This is a genomic window from Lysinibacillus sp. RU7, assembly GCF_057837305.1.
The window spans coordinates 66,426-81,038 of sequence record NZ_JBYQFK010000010.1 but is presented as its reverse complement, the minus strand read 5'-3'; the positions used below and the strand labels follow the sequence as shown (position 1 = coordinate 81,038).

Here is a 14,613-nt window from a genome sequence, read left to right as displayed (position 1 = left end):
TCTTACCACGGTTCCAGTGGAATGACAAGTGAGGTGTGTGAAATGAGAAAACGTAATCCGACACGTGCGGAAAAAATCATTATTAAACAATTGAAGCCGCATTTAAATATTTTAAATTGGTTAGTTGTGGCTAAAAGCGCCAATACGTTGACATTACAGCATAAGCGATCAGGTATGTATAAAAATTTGCAGGTAAAGGAATGAGCAAAATGGATGTACAGCAGCAAGATGCTGAAAGAATGCGCGTGAAGCAAATTCTTCATCGTGCCAAACAGGATATTGATCAAATCTTTATACGAGTGGAACAAGAACTTTTCTCTGTCGCATCTACACCTACACAAAATGGAGAAGGTGCTATTTATGCGATGTTCGAGCAGGAGTTAGGTAGGCTCTTATCGCCGATGGAACTTGAAACAATTGGTTTATGGCTAGATCAGGATGGTCATTCTCCCGAAATCATTAAAGCCGCATTAAAGGAAGCCGTTGTAGCAGGGAAAGTATCACTTCGATATATTGATCGCATTTTATTTGAATGGAAAAAGAGAAATCTCACATCGATGAAGCAAATCACACAGCATGCTGAGCAATTTCGTGAGCGTACAATGGCACCAACAGTACAAATGGTACAAACTACGCAGCCAGTACAACCACCCGTGCCTTTTTATAACTGGTTAGAGGAGCGTGAATAAATTGGAAATGACACCGCAATTGAAAAAGCAAATACTTGCTTATGCAAAGCAGTTCACTGAATCAGATGCTATACACTTTCATCAATTCGCCAATCGTCCAGGTCACATGCTTGTGATTGAAACACGCAACGTTGAGGGCTTTACCCGTTTTTTAGACTGGATGGCAAAGGAAGTGGAGCGAGCAGATATCGAAGTCATTCGCACACTGCCAGAGGAAAATAATCGGTTTTATGAATTTGAAAACCGTACACTCGCATTTTTCATAGGGGCGCACACAGATTTTCAAGTGGCAACAGAAATCAACGATGGGCGCATTTCACATATGAAGAAAGATGATGAACAGGGAGGAGAATATTGTGCAATTTAACAAAAAGATAAGTAAAGCAGGTGCTATTACATTACCATCTGCACTACGCCGAGCGGTCGGTATCGTACCAGGAGAAAGGTTCAGTGTCAATCTACAGGAGGATGGCAGCGTGTTATTAAAACGTACGCAAGGCAGCTGCATGTTTTGTCAGTCAGAAAGGGATTTAGCATCTCATAAAGGTCGATTAGTTTGCCGTCCTTGTATTTCTACATTAAGAGGTGAAGAGGTATGAGCCGCGCATTAGTGGACGAAGCCATTTTGTTAGATCGCCGCATGAAGGAAGACAAAAAGCGACTGGATGAAATTAAAGCTGCTTTAACAGCTCAGGCAACAGTTGAAATGGATAATAAAAATCTAAAGTACCACCAAATTTTTGGTGAATCTGGTCGCTTCAATGTGTTCTACAAAGAAAAATTCGAAGTGGATCGTTACTCCGTACTGGATACCATTTTAGGTGATTTAGCTGAAGGGAAAATTACTAAAAAAGAAGAGATCAAGTATGATGTTGAAGCCAAGTTTAAAGCCGCTTTAATTGCCCTTTTCAAAGGTGAATATTCAAATATCATACCAATTTCTTTTGTACTAGCAAGCTTAGGGTTAGACGATGCAAAAATTAAAGCCGTCACGAAAAAGCTAAAGGGTGACTATATCAGCGATAAAAAGCTGTTAGAAAGTGTCGGAGCCCAGGGTGATTTAGAGGAAGAGTTAGATGCTATTCGTCAATATAAAAATTGGGAAATGGTCAATCGTTTCTTCGGCGATTTATCACCTGAACAGATGGAAGAAATAAAGCGCGCCATTTTTGTCGAGGACGGGATTAGTGTGGGTTTAGATTATGAAAAGTAGGGGGAGTCAATCCCCCTACAGATGGGAGGTAATTGTATGGGAAGTAGTTTATATGCACAGATGCTAGCAAAAATGATGTGTGAATCTCTTTATCAAGCTATGCGTGCAGAAGAGAAGCGCAGAGAGCAGTTACTGGAATCAAGTCGTTTAGAGAATGAGAAATATGACCGTGCAAAATTGGAGCAAATAGAGTATGTAGCAGATCCATCATTAACTGAATGGCTGGACGAATTATTAGTAGACGCAGCACTTGAAAGAAAAGATAAAGTGCTATTCCTTGCGTTAACTGAGCCGTTACCGGAAGGATGGTGAGATAGATGACTGTTGTCAAAAAAATTTGGGCAATTTCTAAAAGTGTTGGTATGGAAAAGGAAGATGTATACGCTGTACTACAACGCGAAACAGGTAAAGATAGTATGCGCGCATGCACACAAAAAGAATTAGAGCGTGTGTTACTTTCCATCCAATCTATTAAAGGCTTTGATAATTTCAGAGGTAACCGCGCCAGTAAAAAACAACTATGGAAGATTGGTCAACTAGAGCAGCAGCTCGGATGGCAAAATGAACCGCAGCGCTTAAAAGGATTTGTCAAGAAGTACTATAGGGTAGAAAGCATTGAATGGCTCACATCGGCCCAGGCATGGCGACTAATTGAAAGCCTAAAAAAATTAGTAGAAAAGGAGTAAGTGGTATGCAATTAGATGACCAGCTCTTAGATCGCTTAGGCACGTACTTTGACCATTTTGAAATTCATAAGCGATTTGGCTTTACTTTTGAAGAGTATGTAAATAGATATATCCATGATGCTACAACATGCAGCGTGGATCAATTAACTAAAAAAGCTGCAACGATTGCACTCGTTACAGCATAAGACAAAAGAAAGCTCTCTCATGTCCCCGAGTTAACATTATAACATGAGAGAGCTTTTTATGGAAAGGAGCACTTCCATGCAAAAGTTTAATGGTTTTAATGGACGGAAGGTAGTGAAAGCAACTACTCGTCAGGGATTAATTGAAAAAGTGAAAGACAGTGAGTCTAGGAACTGGAAAGCAATCAGTGAGATTCGTCAATATAATTTCTGTAGTCAGTGGTTATGCGTAATGGAATTGCAGTCGAGGAAGGAGGCGTGATTATCAGATGACCAAATATGCATTAAAAATTACTGATGGTCGCCTTGTGATCGATTTAAACCGAATGACAGAGGATTATGCAACGGCATTAGGCTATGATGGACAACCAAGCCAGTATGATATTGGAGAATTAGCTTGTGCCGAAGTATTTGCCACAATTGAATTAACAGACAGTCAGGTTGAAATCATCATGGCTGAGTGTGAAAATGGTGGCGAGTGTGGTTGGTGCGGAAGGGGTGCTAAGGAGTTAAGTTATCCTCATATATTTGATTTTGCACCAGGTGAAAAAATGTGCAGAGGTTGCTGGAATGTTGATCGAGAGGCGTATCTAGGCTCCGTCGGTGAAGACATCGGTGAATTTGTGCCGTGGCAAAAGGAGAAGGTAAATGGGTGAGATAATCAATATTCCTTCTGCTGAAGCTGATTATCAGAAAAATGTTTGTGCGGTTTGTAAAGAAAGACAGGTAGCTAGATGGTGCGATTATATTATTCGATACGATCATTTTCATTTTTATCTACGTAACTATAAAGATTTCGTGGAAGCCAACAGGAGAGGAGCACAATATAAAACTTGCGATTTGCCGCTGTGTGAAAAATGTGCTCATCAGGTTAGTGCCGATCATGATCTATGTCCTCATCATAAACAATTACAAGATCGAGCAGCGTTGCCTGAAGAATATCAGCAGAAACGACAGCAATTAGAAAAGGCAAAAATTATGCGTATTGAGATGGGTTATGAAGAGGAACCTTCAAGTAAACATCAACAAATGTCGTTATTTGAAAATGAATAGAGGTGTCTTATGGCTAAGAGAAAATATAAACGAATGTCTGCCGCAGAAAAGAGGCTCAGTAAAGAAATTCGAGAGCAGCTGCGAGAGAAAGGCTTTCTTCCTCCTGTGAAGCCGAAGCTCAATCGTAAAAAGTTCTTGCAAGAAACTTTTGAGCAATGGGAGCAAGCAGATGGAGATGTTATGTATTACCTACCTAGAGCTATTGGATGCATGGTTGGTAAAGATCAACGCAAGGTTACACCAGAAGAAGTGGGTGCCTTGAAGGTTATGAGGTTAGCAATAGAAATACAAATGTTTGAGAAAAGATTAAAAGCGGAGGGTAAGACGACGTACAATGCAATGGAATATTATGAGCAAGTTATCAAGCCTGTTTTAGATTTATAAAAGGGGTGTACAAGTTGGAAGATAAAAATATTGAACTAGCTATGCTGCCAGAGGAACATCAAGAGGTTGCAGAGTTAATTGGAGCCGAGGCTTTTTTAAAATTATGTCAACATTACGGCGGGTCCAACTTGTACATACCCAAGAAGGATCGTGTCACACGGCATATACGAGATACAAAGATTAAGCGGGATTTCGATGGCAGCAATTACAAAGAACTCGCCCGTCAGTACAAGCTTAGTGAAAGTCATGTGCGTAGAATTGTGGGTAATCCCTCACAACATAAGCAAACGGATATTTTTGAGTTTCTAGAATAAAAAAGATGAGGGAATATACCCTCATCTAAATCAACCTGTATGACAAGGTCTGCAACAAAAATAGCAGCCATCGAAGTTAGTTTTTCTAGTTTCTCTTTTCACCCTAGCAATTGCAGATTGGCAATCTATCTCGTAACCAATGAGAGTGCGATTTAGTTCTGATGGTAAATAACTACAATTACCAGTATGAACTTCATGATTTCCTTTACTGTCAGTATTTTTGTTGTAGTAATAGTAATTCATCCAATAACCTCCCTGTTATACCAATATGAACCAGAGTTCTTTTTGAATATACCACAATATATTGTGGTTTTCAAATTTAAGGGGGTCTATATAATGAATTTAAAATTAAAAGAGATACGTAAGTTAAAAGGTATTTCTAGGTATCATCTCTCAAAATTATCAGGTGTTAATGAATCTACCTTGCAAATGATAGAGAATAGTGACAATCCAAATCCGACTTTTAAGGTAATGTGTAAAGTTGCAGATGCTTTAGAAGTGAGCCTGGATGAATTAAGAAAATAATAAGCAGAATAAGTATAAATAAACAAAAAATTATCATGTCATGAAAGGATGTAGGTAATGAGCAAATGTCCCAATGAGTTTGGTATTTACGCCAGTATGGTGACTTTAAAAATGCCATCTCATCTCTTTAAAAACAAAGGTGGATTTTATGTAGAGAAGAAGATGTGTGACATAGACCAATGTTTAGTGGATGAGATACAGTTTCTGTGGAGTAAAGGAGTGGTAACAACTGGCTCTTGCTGTGGACATGGAATTAATACAGGTATGATAAATGTGACGGAATCGAGCGTAGATTTGATGTTAGAGTTGGGCTATGAATTATTAATGGATGTTCCAGAAAAATGCTGGAAGTACTCGTTTTTACCAAAGTCTAAACATTCCGTCAATATTAATTAATAAAAAGGAGCCGTATTAAGGCTCCTTAAAAATTACTTCCTATTATCAGCCAAAGCATTTAATATGAAATATCCAATTATCGCTATTAATACTAATGTAACTAGCAATAGAAGGAAGTAGCTCCAAAAATAAAATGAAACAAACAATAAGATAAAACCAAAGATTCCAGTAGCAAATAGAAACCAGATTTGATACTCGTATCTTTCTCTAAATGAGAAGTAAATAAAGCTCAATCCCAACGTTATTACGACTATAGATGAAATAAAGTTTAAAGAAAGTCCAAATAAATAAGGACCAGGACTACCGAAATAGTATTTTCCGAATTCAATAATCGTTTCTGGTTTTGGTAGTGCGTTATTAAAGTCTACGCTATACCAGCTAACAAGAGCTGCAAGTGTGATAACTGATAAAACATTAAGCCAGTGTGAAGTGAGCTCTTCCAGTAGTCTTACATACCCTCGGATTAAAGCCATGTCAACATCCCTTTCTTAAAAATTTAGGTAACAATATACTTTCTACATAAATTTACAAATTCCTTCTTAAAAACTTATATTTTGAAATTATTTATCATATTTCGTACAAATAGATTCTTCAACTAGTTGGAAGGCTTTGATTTCCCATATTATCTAAAATTACCAGTGAAGGCACAAATGCCACACTGGTTTTTTTGCGTTCGGGAATGCATTTCCCTTATCAGGCATAGCGGTACGTATCGAATGGTGTTGACGGATAATTTAGATGTGTGGGTTAAGGCGGACACCGATAAATTATTTGGAGCCTAGCACGGTCTTTTTTAAGATCCATTGGAGTTGCGGCGGTGCGTGCGGCGCTTGGTTTATTTTAAGGAAGGTGTATTCATGAAATTAATCGAATCAAGACAAATGCTACGAATTGTATTTTGAGAGTCCTTTGTTTGATTTAGTTAACGGAAAAGAATCTCCTCGATAATAAACCTTTTTAAAGTACAACCCATTCCGCCAGTACTTTGAAGAGGTTTTTTATTTGTGATATAGGAGGAACACTTATGGCTGAATGGATTATCCAAACCGCAATTGTGACGGTAATCGGTATTATTTCATATTTTTTAAAAAGTTTTAAGACGGACTTAGCACAAAAAGATGCACAGCTCGAACAAGATGGCGAAAAGCTGCAAAAGCAAATCGATGATGTCCAGGACGAGCTCAATAAATATAAATTAGCAGCAGCGGATAAATTTGTTCAAAAAGATGATTTCATCCGCGCAACAGCTGTCACAGATCGTAAACTGGATCGTATCTATGACGAATTAATGAAAATGAACAAAGCTACGGAGGGCAAGGCATGATGAATCAAAAAGAAATCTTGCAAAATCGTCAATTCCGCGGTCAAATTATGCGTATTGTTGCCATGTTTTATCCTGCACCAGTAACTATTAAGCAGTTAAAGCTAGCATTGCAAGAATACGGTTTACTTTATACAGCCGATATTGACAAACACATTCACTATTTAGCCGATGATTCCGATAAAAAGAATCCACCTTATATCCGGTGTGAAGAGGGCTTTATGAAGGATATAACAGATGACGATAAGATTTACATTACAAAGGCAGGAATCAAATTAATTGAGGGTAGCATTACAGATTCTGATGTTCTCTTATAATAGGCGGCGATTATATGAGTAAAAATTTCAAAAAATATCGCAAGCATAATAAAGTATTCAGCTTACCTGAAGCGCTACGGAATACAGTAGATGAGATGTTGCTAGATACAAGTATCACATATCAAGATATCAGTGTGTGGTTACGTGAACAAGGGGAACCTGTATCGAAATCTACAATTGGTCGTTATGCACTGGAAACGAAGCAGCTTGCTCATCGCTTGATGGAAACGCAGGCAAGGGTGCAGGAACTGGTGAAAGTCGCTAAATATAATCAGGATGATGAGGGCTTGACAGAAGGCGCTTTACAAATTGCGGTGCATAAGTTATCCGAAAAAATCGCCCTCATTGAGGAAGATTTAGATGATTTACCACCAGAAAAAGCGATTGATTTAATGATTAAATTATCGCGAGCAAAGGCATATAAAGATAAAACCTATGCAGATCTTAAGAGTGAGTTTGCCCGCGCCTATGAAAAGTTTAAAGAATCTGTTTATATGGAGCTTCAGGAGAACTATCCAGAAATAGCTACAAAGCTTGTAGAAATTGCAGACGAAACGCTTGGCAAAGTATATGACAAGTAGCTTTAAAGAAGGTTGCAGGTGAGTTGCATGAGCATTTTAAAAGACTTTAAAAAAGATGTAGCTACACAAGCACGTGACGTTGCTATTCAGGAAGGTAGAGAAAACTTTCGGGCTTATTGTAATCGAATCAATCCAGAATTTTTCAAACCGCACCGAACTTTCCAAGATACGCTATGTAACACAATGCAAGCCATCTATGAGAAGAAAATTATCAACCCTGACACAGGAAGACCTTATGATATTTGCATTATTAATTTACCGCCCGGCTTTGGAAAAAGCTACACGGCGGTTTTGTTGGGGACATGGGCATTTGGGCAAAGCGTTAAAAATCAAATGATTACTATATCGTATAATCAGACACTCTCTACACGATTCGCGAAATCAGTTCGAGATACGATTGACGATGTGGAAATTAAAGGTGAGGAAGAACATTTTGTTACTAGAAGCTTTTTCCCGAATGTAAAGATAAAAGATGGGGATGGTGCAGCGGGATTATGGGCGCTAGATGGAGCATATCAGAGTTACCTTGCCTCATCATTTGACGGTTCTCTCACAGGTATGCGCGGAAATATCGGTATAATTGATGACCCAATTAAAAATGCAAAAGAAGCCCTTAATGAAAGAGTGAAAGAAGAGCACTGGGACTTCTATAAAAATACGTTTTCTTCTCGTATGTTGGATGGCGCGGTGCAATTTATTATTCAAACACGTTGGGCAACAGACGATTTAGCAGGCAGATTGATGAAAGAGTATCCAGAACGTTGCTATGAACTTAAAATGCAGGCATTAGATGAGAATGGACAAAGTTTGTGTGAAGATTTATATTCAACGGCTGATTTACTTCAGAAGAAAAACACGCTTGATGAAAACATTTGGCTGGCAAACTATATGCAAGAGCCAATTGACTTACGAGGTAGCTTATACAGTGCAGGATTTAAAACATATGACATCCTTGATTCAGATCAATTTGAACGAGTAATTGCTTATACAGATACAGCCGACACAGGTGCAGACAAGTTGTGTAGCATTGCAGCTGGTGTTATCGATAAATACGCATATATTTTAGATGTGTATTATACAGATGAGCCAATGGAGAAGACAGAGCCAGAGACGGCAAGACGTTTAGATATACATGGCGTACGGGAGTCAGCGGTTGAATCCAATAATGGTGGTCGTGGGTTTGCACGAAATGTCGAGCAGAAGCTGAAGCAGTGTAAAAACCGCAAGTGCCAGGTGACTTGGTTCCATCAATCCAAGAATAAAAAGACGCGTATCCTTGTCAATAGTGCGAATGTAACAGAACAAGTCATTATGCCTGAAGATTGGGAAAAGAAATGGCCAGAATTTTATAAGGACATTATGCGTTATCAACGTAAAGGCAAAAATGAACATGATGACGCACCAGACGCATTAACAGGTATCGTCGAAATCATCAATGGTGATGTGAAATTAAAACGCAAAGCGCGCGTAATTAGCCGCAAGTTGCTAGGCTTATAGGGGGAGAGTTGAATGATTAAGATAAGGCAAGGTACAGAACCAACAGCTGAACTTGTAACGAAAATTATTGATAAGTTTCAAAAGGCTTATCTTCCCCGTTTGCAAAAGTTGGAGCAGTACTACCAAGTAAGAAATGTAATATTGGAAAGACCTATGGATGAGGCAAAGCCGAACAACCGTATTGCGCATGGATTTGCTAAATATATTACGAATATGGCGACAGGTTTCTTCATGGGTGAAGGTATTCGATTTGATACGGAAGATGCAGAATACAAGGATGCGCTAGAAAAAATTCTTGATGCAAACGTAGACGAATTAAATTTTGAAATTGCGAAGGAGATGTCTAAAAAGGGCATCTCCTTTGAATTATTATACATGAACGAAAAAAGCGAAATTCGTTCACGATATTTCAAAGCGGAAGACTTTATCCCCGTTTATTCTACCTCTGTAGGTGAGTTTTTAGAGTTTGCAATCCGTCCTTGGCAAGAGGAAGATTTGTTAACAGGGAAAACGATTGGCTACGCTGAAGTATATACAAAGTCTGAAATCATTACCTATCAACAAAATAGTGATTCAAAAAAGTATGAGGAGATTGAAAGAGCACCTCATACTTTTGAAGATGTACCAGTCATTATTTATTGGAATAATGAAGAAATGAAGGGTGACTACGAGGATGTCCTCACACAGATTGATGCTTATGATAAAGCACAATCCGATACCGCGAATGATTTTGAGTACTTTACTGATGCCTATCTAGTTATCGCAGGTGCTGCTGGAGGGCTTGAAAATATGCACGAAAATGATGAAGACGGTAAAAAGGCTGCTAAAACTCTTAGAGAGCAGCGAATCCTTTTCACTGATGAAAAAGGTCAAGCCCAATGGTTAATTAAACAAATCAATGACACTGCTGTTGAAAATTTCAAAGATCGTATTTATAACGATACGTTTTTCTTATCGCTCGTACCAGCACTTACAGACGAAAGTTTTGCGGGGAATCTAACTGGTGTAGCCATTCGCTATAAGTTAATCGGGTTGGAGCAACTTTCTTCTATTAAAGAGTATAAATTTTTACCCGCCTATAAGAAGAAAATTCGTTTGATTACAAGGCAGCTTAATTTAAAGAAGAATCGTTCATTTGATCCATCGTCGGTTGACATTTATTTTGATCGTAATATGACAGATAACTTAAAAGAGCTTGCTGAAATTGCGGCATTACTAGAAGGTATCATTAGCAAAGAGACGCAACTGTCATTATTACCATTTGTAAAAGACAAGCAGGAGGAGCTACAGCGGGTATTAAAAGATCAGTTGAAGAAGGGCGACTATGACCAGTTAGGAAATATTGATCCAAACAAGGTAAAGGCATATGTCGAAGGTTAATGAAAAGTACTGGTTAGAGCGCCTTTTACAAGATGCCACTAAAGTTTATAATTTTGCTGAGGGTCAATTAAGGAAGCTCCTTGTAGAATATGAAAAAGCAGTTAAGAGTATTAATAAAGAAATGCTCACAGCGAAAGATACGCAACATCTTGAGAAATTGAAAAAGAAACTACAGGAAGCTATTGACCGTCTTTTTGAATATGAACAGGCATTAACTGAAGAAACACTGCTGCAAATATATGAAGACGGCTTTTACCGATCTGTCTTTAACGTACAACAAGCACTTGGCTATGGAACAGGTGCTATTTTTATTGCACCGAGCGCGGCTGAGATAGCTATAGGCATTGCGTGGAGTGGAAAAAATTACAGTGAGCGCATATGGCAGCATCGGGAGTTACTTGGTAAGAAAGTTGAGCAAATACTTACAAAAGGTACTATATTAGGTCATTCCAATGCGAAAATGGCGAAGCAGCTAGCTGAGGAAATGGACAATACTTTTAACAATGCTGCTCGGTTGGTACGTACAGAAACAAACTATATCCATAATCAAGCAACGAAGGCAGGCTATGAGCAGCTAGGTTTAGAGCAGTATCAGTTTTTAGCTACACTTGATTTGCGGACGAGTACTATTTGTGCATCTCTTGATGGCAAGAAATTTTATTTGAAGGACGCACAAGCGGGTTTAAATTATCCACCAATGCATCCTCATTGCCGCTCCACTACTATTCCAGTAGTCGAGTACGATGCTGAGGAAGTACGGCTTGCAAAACTCAATGGCACATATTATGAAGTACCTGCAACAATGACATACGAGCAATGGTATGAAAGCATTGTAAAAGAGCACGGTGTTGATAAAGTGGCTGCCATGAAAAAGATGGTGCATAACGAATCGAAGGACCGTAACTTGCATGCAACTTTCAAAAAATCAATTGGCGTGGGTGCACCTCAATCATTCGCAGAGTTCCAACAAATTAAGTATAATGATAGTAACAGATGGGATGCTTTAAAAAGGCAACGTGCCACTTTTGATAAAATCAACGCGAAGGATTATTCAGATGAGTACAGACGAAAAATGAAAAATCTTTACCGTTTTTTTAATAAAGAAGGATTTGAATTTACGGATCACGCATTAAATCGAGTTCTTGGTCAAAAGGTAAGTAAAAATAAACGGTCATTTGCAAAAGAAGAAGTAGTAGAATTACTCAAAAAGCACCCCAATTACAAGCAAGGAGAGGATCGGCTTGTTTGGTTTGCAGACGATTTGGCTATTATCAAATCAGATAAAACTAATGAAGTTGTAAGTATTGTTACAAGAAAATCACCAAGTGAGAAATGGGAGGGATTATGATGGTCGCAGATGAATTATTGAAGATGATGCAGAATTTTTTAGATGGCAACTATTCAATTGAAGACTTTTCATTTGATTTTCCTGCCACCCTTGTAGAGGCTACCCCAGAGTTGGAGAAACAGTATCCACTGCTCGCGAATTTGTTAAATGAAGATATGCCCGATGTTTGCTGTGGCTATGAAACGGATGAAGATGAACGAAAGAAATACCCTGATCTTTACTTTAGCGAAGATCAAATTCGTGAAAAGACATTACAAGTCTATCAACAAGCTTTAAAGCTAGTAAATTAACAAAGCCATTTACAGCCCTTTTAAGCTAACATATGGATATGTAGGTAAATTTGTACCAATTCATTTTTTGCAAGCAAATTAAAGTCAATTAAAGTAGTTTTAAAGTGTATATAGAAGTGAGAGACCTATCGAAAATGACAGGTCTCTTTTTTATGCCCATTTTTAAGGAGGTGAGAAGATAATGGATTTCGATTTAAGTATTTTTGAAACGACAGTAATTCCAGCTATCATTTTTATCATTTGGATGGTGGTACAGGTCGGTTTGCCAAAAAAATATGCGCCTGTTGTGTCGCTTGTATTAGGTGTAGCGGCAGGACTTGTGTTTGTCGGTCTATCACCAGAAGGGTTTGTGGCAGGTGTACTACTTGGCGCAGCTGCTATAGGTTTCCACTCTGGTACAAAAAATGTAATTGAAGGAGGAACAAAAAATGTATCTAAATAAAGAAACACCCATGTTGCTTTTACCGAAGCTAGATCTTCAGTATTTTGGGGATGAACCGCCTGCTAATCCGGGTGAATCAGGTAACCCTGAAGATGTACCACCAAATGAAGGTAATCCCAATGATGTTACCTATACAGAGGCCGATTTTCAAGCTCGACTTAAAGAAGAACTAGCGAAAGCGGGTATACAGCATAAGGAAGAATTAGAGGCTGCACTATCTGAAGCTCAAAAGCTGGCCAAGATGAATGCCGATGAAAAAGCGAAATACGAACTCGAAAAGCGTGAACAAGCACTTACCGCAAAAGAGCAAAGTATTGCTGCACGCGAGCTTCGAGCAGAAACTTTAAAAACACTTGCAGATAAGGAATATAACTTGCCTGCTGAAGTGATTGATCTTGTTCTTGGTTCGGATGCCGAAACAACGACCCAAAATATTAAAACGTTTAAAACGGTATTTGATACAGCCGTGCAAGCAGCTGTCGAGGAACGACTTTCTGGAAAGACACCAACTGTCGGAACAGGTAATGCAGTAAAAAGTAATGAAGAGCAAATTCGTGAGCAATTCGCGAATGGTCTGAAGGGAGTCTACTAATATGGTAAATACAATTGCATATGCATCCATTTTTCAACAAGAGTTAGATAAGCAATTGCTTGGCGGTGCTACATCTGGATGGATGGAACCTAATTCAAGCCTAGTCAAATATACAGGTGGTAATGAAGTGAAAATCCCAACTATTATAATGGATGGGTTGGGTGACTATGATCGTAGCGAAGGATTTGCGAAAGGTTCGGTTACTACAGCATGGCAGACACACGAATTAACACAGGACCGTGGTCGTACTTTTTTAATTGACGCGATGGATGTAGACGAATCAAATTTTGTAGCAACAGCAGCTGCTGTAATGGGCGAGTTCCAACGTACACATGTAATTCCTGAAATTGACGCGTATCGCTATTCAAAGATAGCTGCATTAGCAATTGCTGCGAGTAAAGCATCAGGTGGCTACACAGCTGATGAAAGTACCATTTTCAACAAGTTATTGTACGATATTGCGTCGATTCAGGACAAAATTGGTGAAGGTAATCCGTTAATTTTAACGTTGCCATTTACGATTGCTTCTATTTTGGATACAAACACAACCATTCAAAAGCGTATTGATGTTGTGGATTTTGAACAGGGCGGTGTAAAGACAAAAGTGAAGGCGTTAGACGGTCATCCAATTATCCGCGTGCCATCTACTCGCTTGAAGACGACGTATGAATTCTTGGATGGTGAAACAATCGGTCAAGAAGCAGGTGGCTTTAAAGCAGCTACTGGCGCAAAGAATATTAACTGGATTATTAGTGCGCGTAATGCACCGATTGCCGTTTCGAAAACGGATAAGCCACGTATTTTTGATCCTGCAACAAATCAACAAGCTGATGCATGGAAGATTGACTATCGTAAATATCACGATTTATGGATTCCAACAAATAAATTGGATGCGGTGTTTGTCAATGTCCAGGAGGCATTATAATGAGCTACATTTTGCAAAAATTGAATGTAGTCAAGACGGTGGAAAGCGAGAAGCAGCGTGATGCCCTTCTCGCTAAGGGATTTGTGGAAGTTAAAGAAGTAGCTAAGTCAAAAGGTAAAGGTTCGAAAGATGTTTCTACCCCACCAGTAGATCTAGGTGCAACGGGTGATGACAAATGATAACGCTTAATCGAATTAAAATTCGACTAGATATCGCAGTTGATGACACGCAGCAGGATGCCCTTCTCCTTCTTCAAATTGAGGATGCAGAAAATTTCTTTAAAGATTATTGCAAGCGGTCAGATATTCCTGATCGCGCACAAGGTGTTATCGAGAAGCTTGTTGTCGCATTACGTGAAAGTCATGGTGGCATCCAAAGTGAAAAAATTGGTGATACGAGCACATCCTACTTTGAAGATGTCATTTCAGGTGAGTTGAAGCAACAGCTCAATCGGTATCGCAAAACATTGTTATTGTAG

26 protein-coding genes and 1 pseudogene are annotated in these 14,613 nt (G+C 38.8%); 26 read left to right on the top strand and 1 reads right to left on the bottom strand.

The window, feature by feature from the left end; genetic code table 11:
• Positions 1-42: 42 nt before the first annotated feature.
• The 14 genes and pseudogenes from AC3II9_RS09295 (at position 43) to AC3II9_RS09230 (ending at position 5,442) form a co-directional block, all read left to right on the top strand.
• Positions 43-204, top strand: coding sequence for a DUF6906 family protein (locus AC3II9_RS09295; protein ID WP_489155084.1), 162 nt, complete (start codon positions 43-45; stop codon positions 202-204).
• A gap of 155 nt (positions 205-359) precedes the next feature.
• Positions 360-689, top strand: a pseudogene (locus AC3II9_RS09290) (DnaD domain-containing protein); the annotation flags it as partial.
• A gap of 1 nt (position 690) precedes the next feature.
• Positions 691-1,056 (top strand): hypothetical protein, encoded by a 366-nt coding sequence (locus AC3II9_RS09285; protein ID WP_489155083.1) that lies wholly within the window; start codon positions 691-693, stop codon positions 1,054-1,056.
• Positions 1,046-1,288, top strand: coding sequence for an AbrB/MazE/SpoVT family DNA-binding domain-containing protein (locus tag AC3II9_RS09280; protein ID WP_489155081.1), 243 nt, complete (start codon positions 1,046-1,048; stop codon positions 1,286-1,288). The genes AC3II9_RS09285 and AC3II9_RS09280 overlap by 11 nt, the downstream gene beginning before the upstream one ends.
• Positions 1,285-1,902, top strand: a complete 618-nt coding sequence (locus tag AC3II9_RS09275; protein ID WP_489155079.1) for an ABC transporter permease — start codon at positions 1,285-1,287, stop codon at positions 1,900-1,902. The genes AC3II9_RS09280 and AC3II9_RS09275 overlap by 4 nt, the downstream gene beginning before the upstream one ends.
• 36 nt (positions 1,903-1,938) lie before the next feature.
• A complete protein-coding gene (locus AC3II9_RS09270) occupies positions 1,939-2,214 on the top strand; it encodes a hypothetical protein (protein ID WP_489155077.1) in 276 nt (91 codons plus the stop codon).
• A gap of 5 nt (positions 2,215-2,219) precedes the next feature.
• On the top strand, positions 2,220-2,588 hold the full coding sequence (locus AC3II9_RS09265) for a regulatory protein GemA (protein WP_489155075.1): 369 nt from the start codon (positions 2,220-2,222) through the stop codon (positions 2,586-2,588).
• A 5-nt stretch (positions 2,589-2,593) separates the two neighbouring features.
• Positions 2,594-2,773, top strand: coding sequence for a hypothetical protein (locus AC3II9_RS09260; protein ID WP_489155073.1), 180 nt, complete (start codon positions 2,594-2,596; stop codon positions 2,771-2,773).
• Positions 2,774-3,039: 266 nt separating this feature from the next.
• Positions 3,040-3,426: a hypothetical protein gene (locus tag AC3II9_RS09255; protein WP_489155071.1), complete on the top strand. Its 387-nt coding sequence runs from the start codon at positions 3,040-3,042 to the stop codon at positions 3,424-3,426.
• The gene (locus tag AC3II9_RS09250; RefSeq protein WP_489155069.1) at positions 3,419-3,823 is read left to right on the top strand and encodes a hypothetical protein; all 405 of its coding nucleotides are present in this window, start codon (positions 3,419-3,421) and stop codon (positions 3,821-3,823) included. Before AC3II9_RS09255 ends, AC3II9_RS09250 begins: the two co-directional genes overlap by 8 nt.
• Before the next feature lie 9 nt (positions 3,824-3,832).
• Positions 3,833-4,207 (top strand): hypothetical protein, encoded by a 375-nt coding sequence (locus tag AC3II9_RS09245; protein WP_489155067.1) that lies wholly within the window; start codon positions 3,833-3,835, stop codon positions 4,205-4,207.
• A gap of 14 nt (positions 4,208-4,221) precedes the next feature.
• Positions 4,222-4,521, top strand: coding sequence for a Mor transcription activator family protein (locus AC3II9_RS09240; RefSeq protein ID WP_489155065.1), 300 nt, complete (start codon positions 4,222-4,224; stop codon positions 4,519-4,521).
• A gap of 336 nt (positions 4,522-4,857) precedes the next feature.
• Complete coding sequence (locus tag AC3II9_RS09235) at positions 4,858-5,046, top strand: helix-turn-helix domain-containing protein (protein WP_489155063.1); 189 nt, start codon at positions 4,858-4,860, stop codon at positions 5,044-5,046.
• Between the two features lie 57 nt (positions 5,047-5,103).
• A complete protein-coding gene (locus tag AC3II9_RS09230; protein ID WP_489155061.1) occupies positions 5,104-5,442 on the top strand; it encodes a hypothetical protein in 339 nt (112 codons plus the stop codon).
• Between the two features lie 32 nt (positions 5,443-5,474).
• Here the strand turns inward: AC3II9_RS09230 and AC3II9_RS09225 are convergent, their stop codons facing one another.
• Positions 5,475-5,915 carry a hypothetical protein gene (locus AC3II9_RS09225; RefSeq protein WP_489155060.1) on the bottom strand — a complete coding sequence of 147 codons (441 nt, stop codon included), beginning with the start codon at positions 5,913-5,915 and terminating at the stop codon, positions 5,475-5,477.
• A 551-nt stretch (positions 5,916-6,466) separates the two neighbouring features.
• On the opposite strand from AC3II9_RS09225, the gene AC3II9_RS09220 reads away from it, so the two are divergent.
• From AC3II9_RS09220 to AC3II9_RS09165, 12 genes are all read left to right on the top strand, one after another.
• On the top strand, positions 6,467-6,766 hold the full coding sequence (locus AC3II9_RS09220) for a Z-ring associated ZapG family protein (protein ID WP_489155058.1): 300 nt from the start codon (positions 6,467-6,469) through the stop codon (positions 6,764-6,766).
• Complete coding sequence (locus AC3II9_RS09215) at positions 6,763-7,080, top strand: hypothetical protein (RefSeq protein ID WP_489155056.1); 318 nt, start codon at positions 6,763-6,765, stop codon at positions 7,078-7,080. The genes AC3II9_RS09220 and AC3II9_RS09215 overlap by 4 nt, the downstream gene beginning before the upstream one ends.
• Before the next feature lie 14 nt (positions 7,081-7,094).
• Entirely contained in the window at positions 7,095-7,661 is a 567-nt protein-coding gene (locus AC3II9_RS09210; RefSeq protein WP_489155054.1) for a phage protein Gp27 family protein, read from the top strand.
• A gap of 27 nt (positions 7,662-7,688) precedes the next feature.
• Entirely contained in the window at positions 7,689-9,158 is a 1,470-nt protein-coding gene (terL, locus tag AC3II9_RS09205) for a phage terminase large subunit (RefSeq protein ID WP_489155053.1), read from the top strand.
• A gap of 12 nt (positions 9,159-9,170) precedes the next feature.
• Positions 9,171-10,538 (top strand): phage portal protein, encoded by a 1,368-nt coding sequence (locus AC3II9_RS09200; protein WP_489155051.1) that lies wholly within the window; start codon positions 9,171-9,173, stop codon positions 10,536-10,538.
• The gene (locus AC3II9_RS09195) at positions 10,525-11,886 is read left to right on the top strand and encodes a minor capsid protein (RefSeq protein WP_489155049.1); all 1,362 of its coding nucleotides are present in this window, start codon (positions 10,525-10,527) and stop codon (positions 11,884-11,886) included. The genes AC3II9_RS09200 and AC3II9_RS09195 overlap by 14 nt, the downstream gene beginning before the upstream one ends.
• A complete protein-coding gene (locus AC3II9_RS09190; protein ID WP_489155047.1) occupies positions 11,886-12,176 on the top strand; it encodes a hypothetical protein in 291 nt (96 codons plus the stop codon). The genes AC3II9_RS09195 and AC3II9_RS09190 overlap by 1 nt, the downstream gene beginning before the upstream one ends.
• 181 nt (positions 12,177-12,357) lie before the next feature.
• Positions 12,358-12,618 carry a hypothetical protein gene (locus tag AC3II9_RS09185; protein ID WP_489155045.1) on the top strand — a complete coding sequence of 87 codons (261 nt, stop codon included), beginning with the start codon at positions 12,358-12,360 and terminating at the stop codon, positions 12,616-12,618.
• Positions 12,605-13,210, top strand: a complete 606-nt coding sequence (locus tag AC3II9_RS09180; RefSeq protein ID WP_489155043.1) for a DUF4355 domain-containing protein — start codon at positions 12,605-12,607, stop codon at positions 13,208-13,210. The genes AC3II9_RS09185 and AC3II9_RS09180 overlap by 14 nt, the downstream gene beginning before the upstream one ends.
• Position 13,211: 1 nt before the next feature.
• Positions 13,212-14,135: a hypothetical protein gene (locus AC3II9_RS09175; RefSeq protein ID WP_489155041.1), complete on the top strand. Its 924-nt coding sequence runs from the start codon at positions 13,212-13,214 to the stop codon at positions 14,133-14,135.
• Positions 14,135-14,314, top strand: a complete 180-nt coding sequence (locus AC3II9_RS09170; RefSeq protein WP_489155039.1) for a hypothetical protein — start codon at positions 14,135-14,137, stop codon at positions 14,312-14,314. Before AC3II9_RS09175 ends, AC3II9_RS09170 begins: the two co-directional genes overlap by 1 nt.
• Complete coding sequence (locus AC3II9_RS09165; RefSeq protein WP_489155037.1) at positions 14,311-14,613, top strand: phage head-tail connector protein; 303 nt, start codon at positions 14,311-14,313, stop codon at positions 14,611-14,613. The genes AC3II9_RS09170 and AC3II9_RS09165 overlap by 4 nt, the downstream gene beginning before the upstream one ends.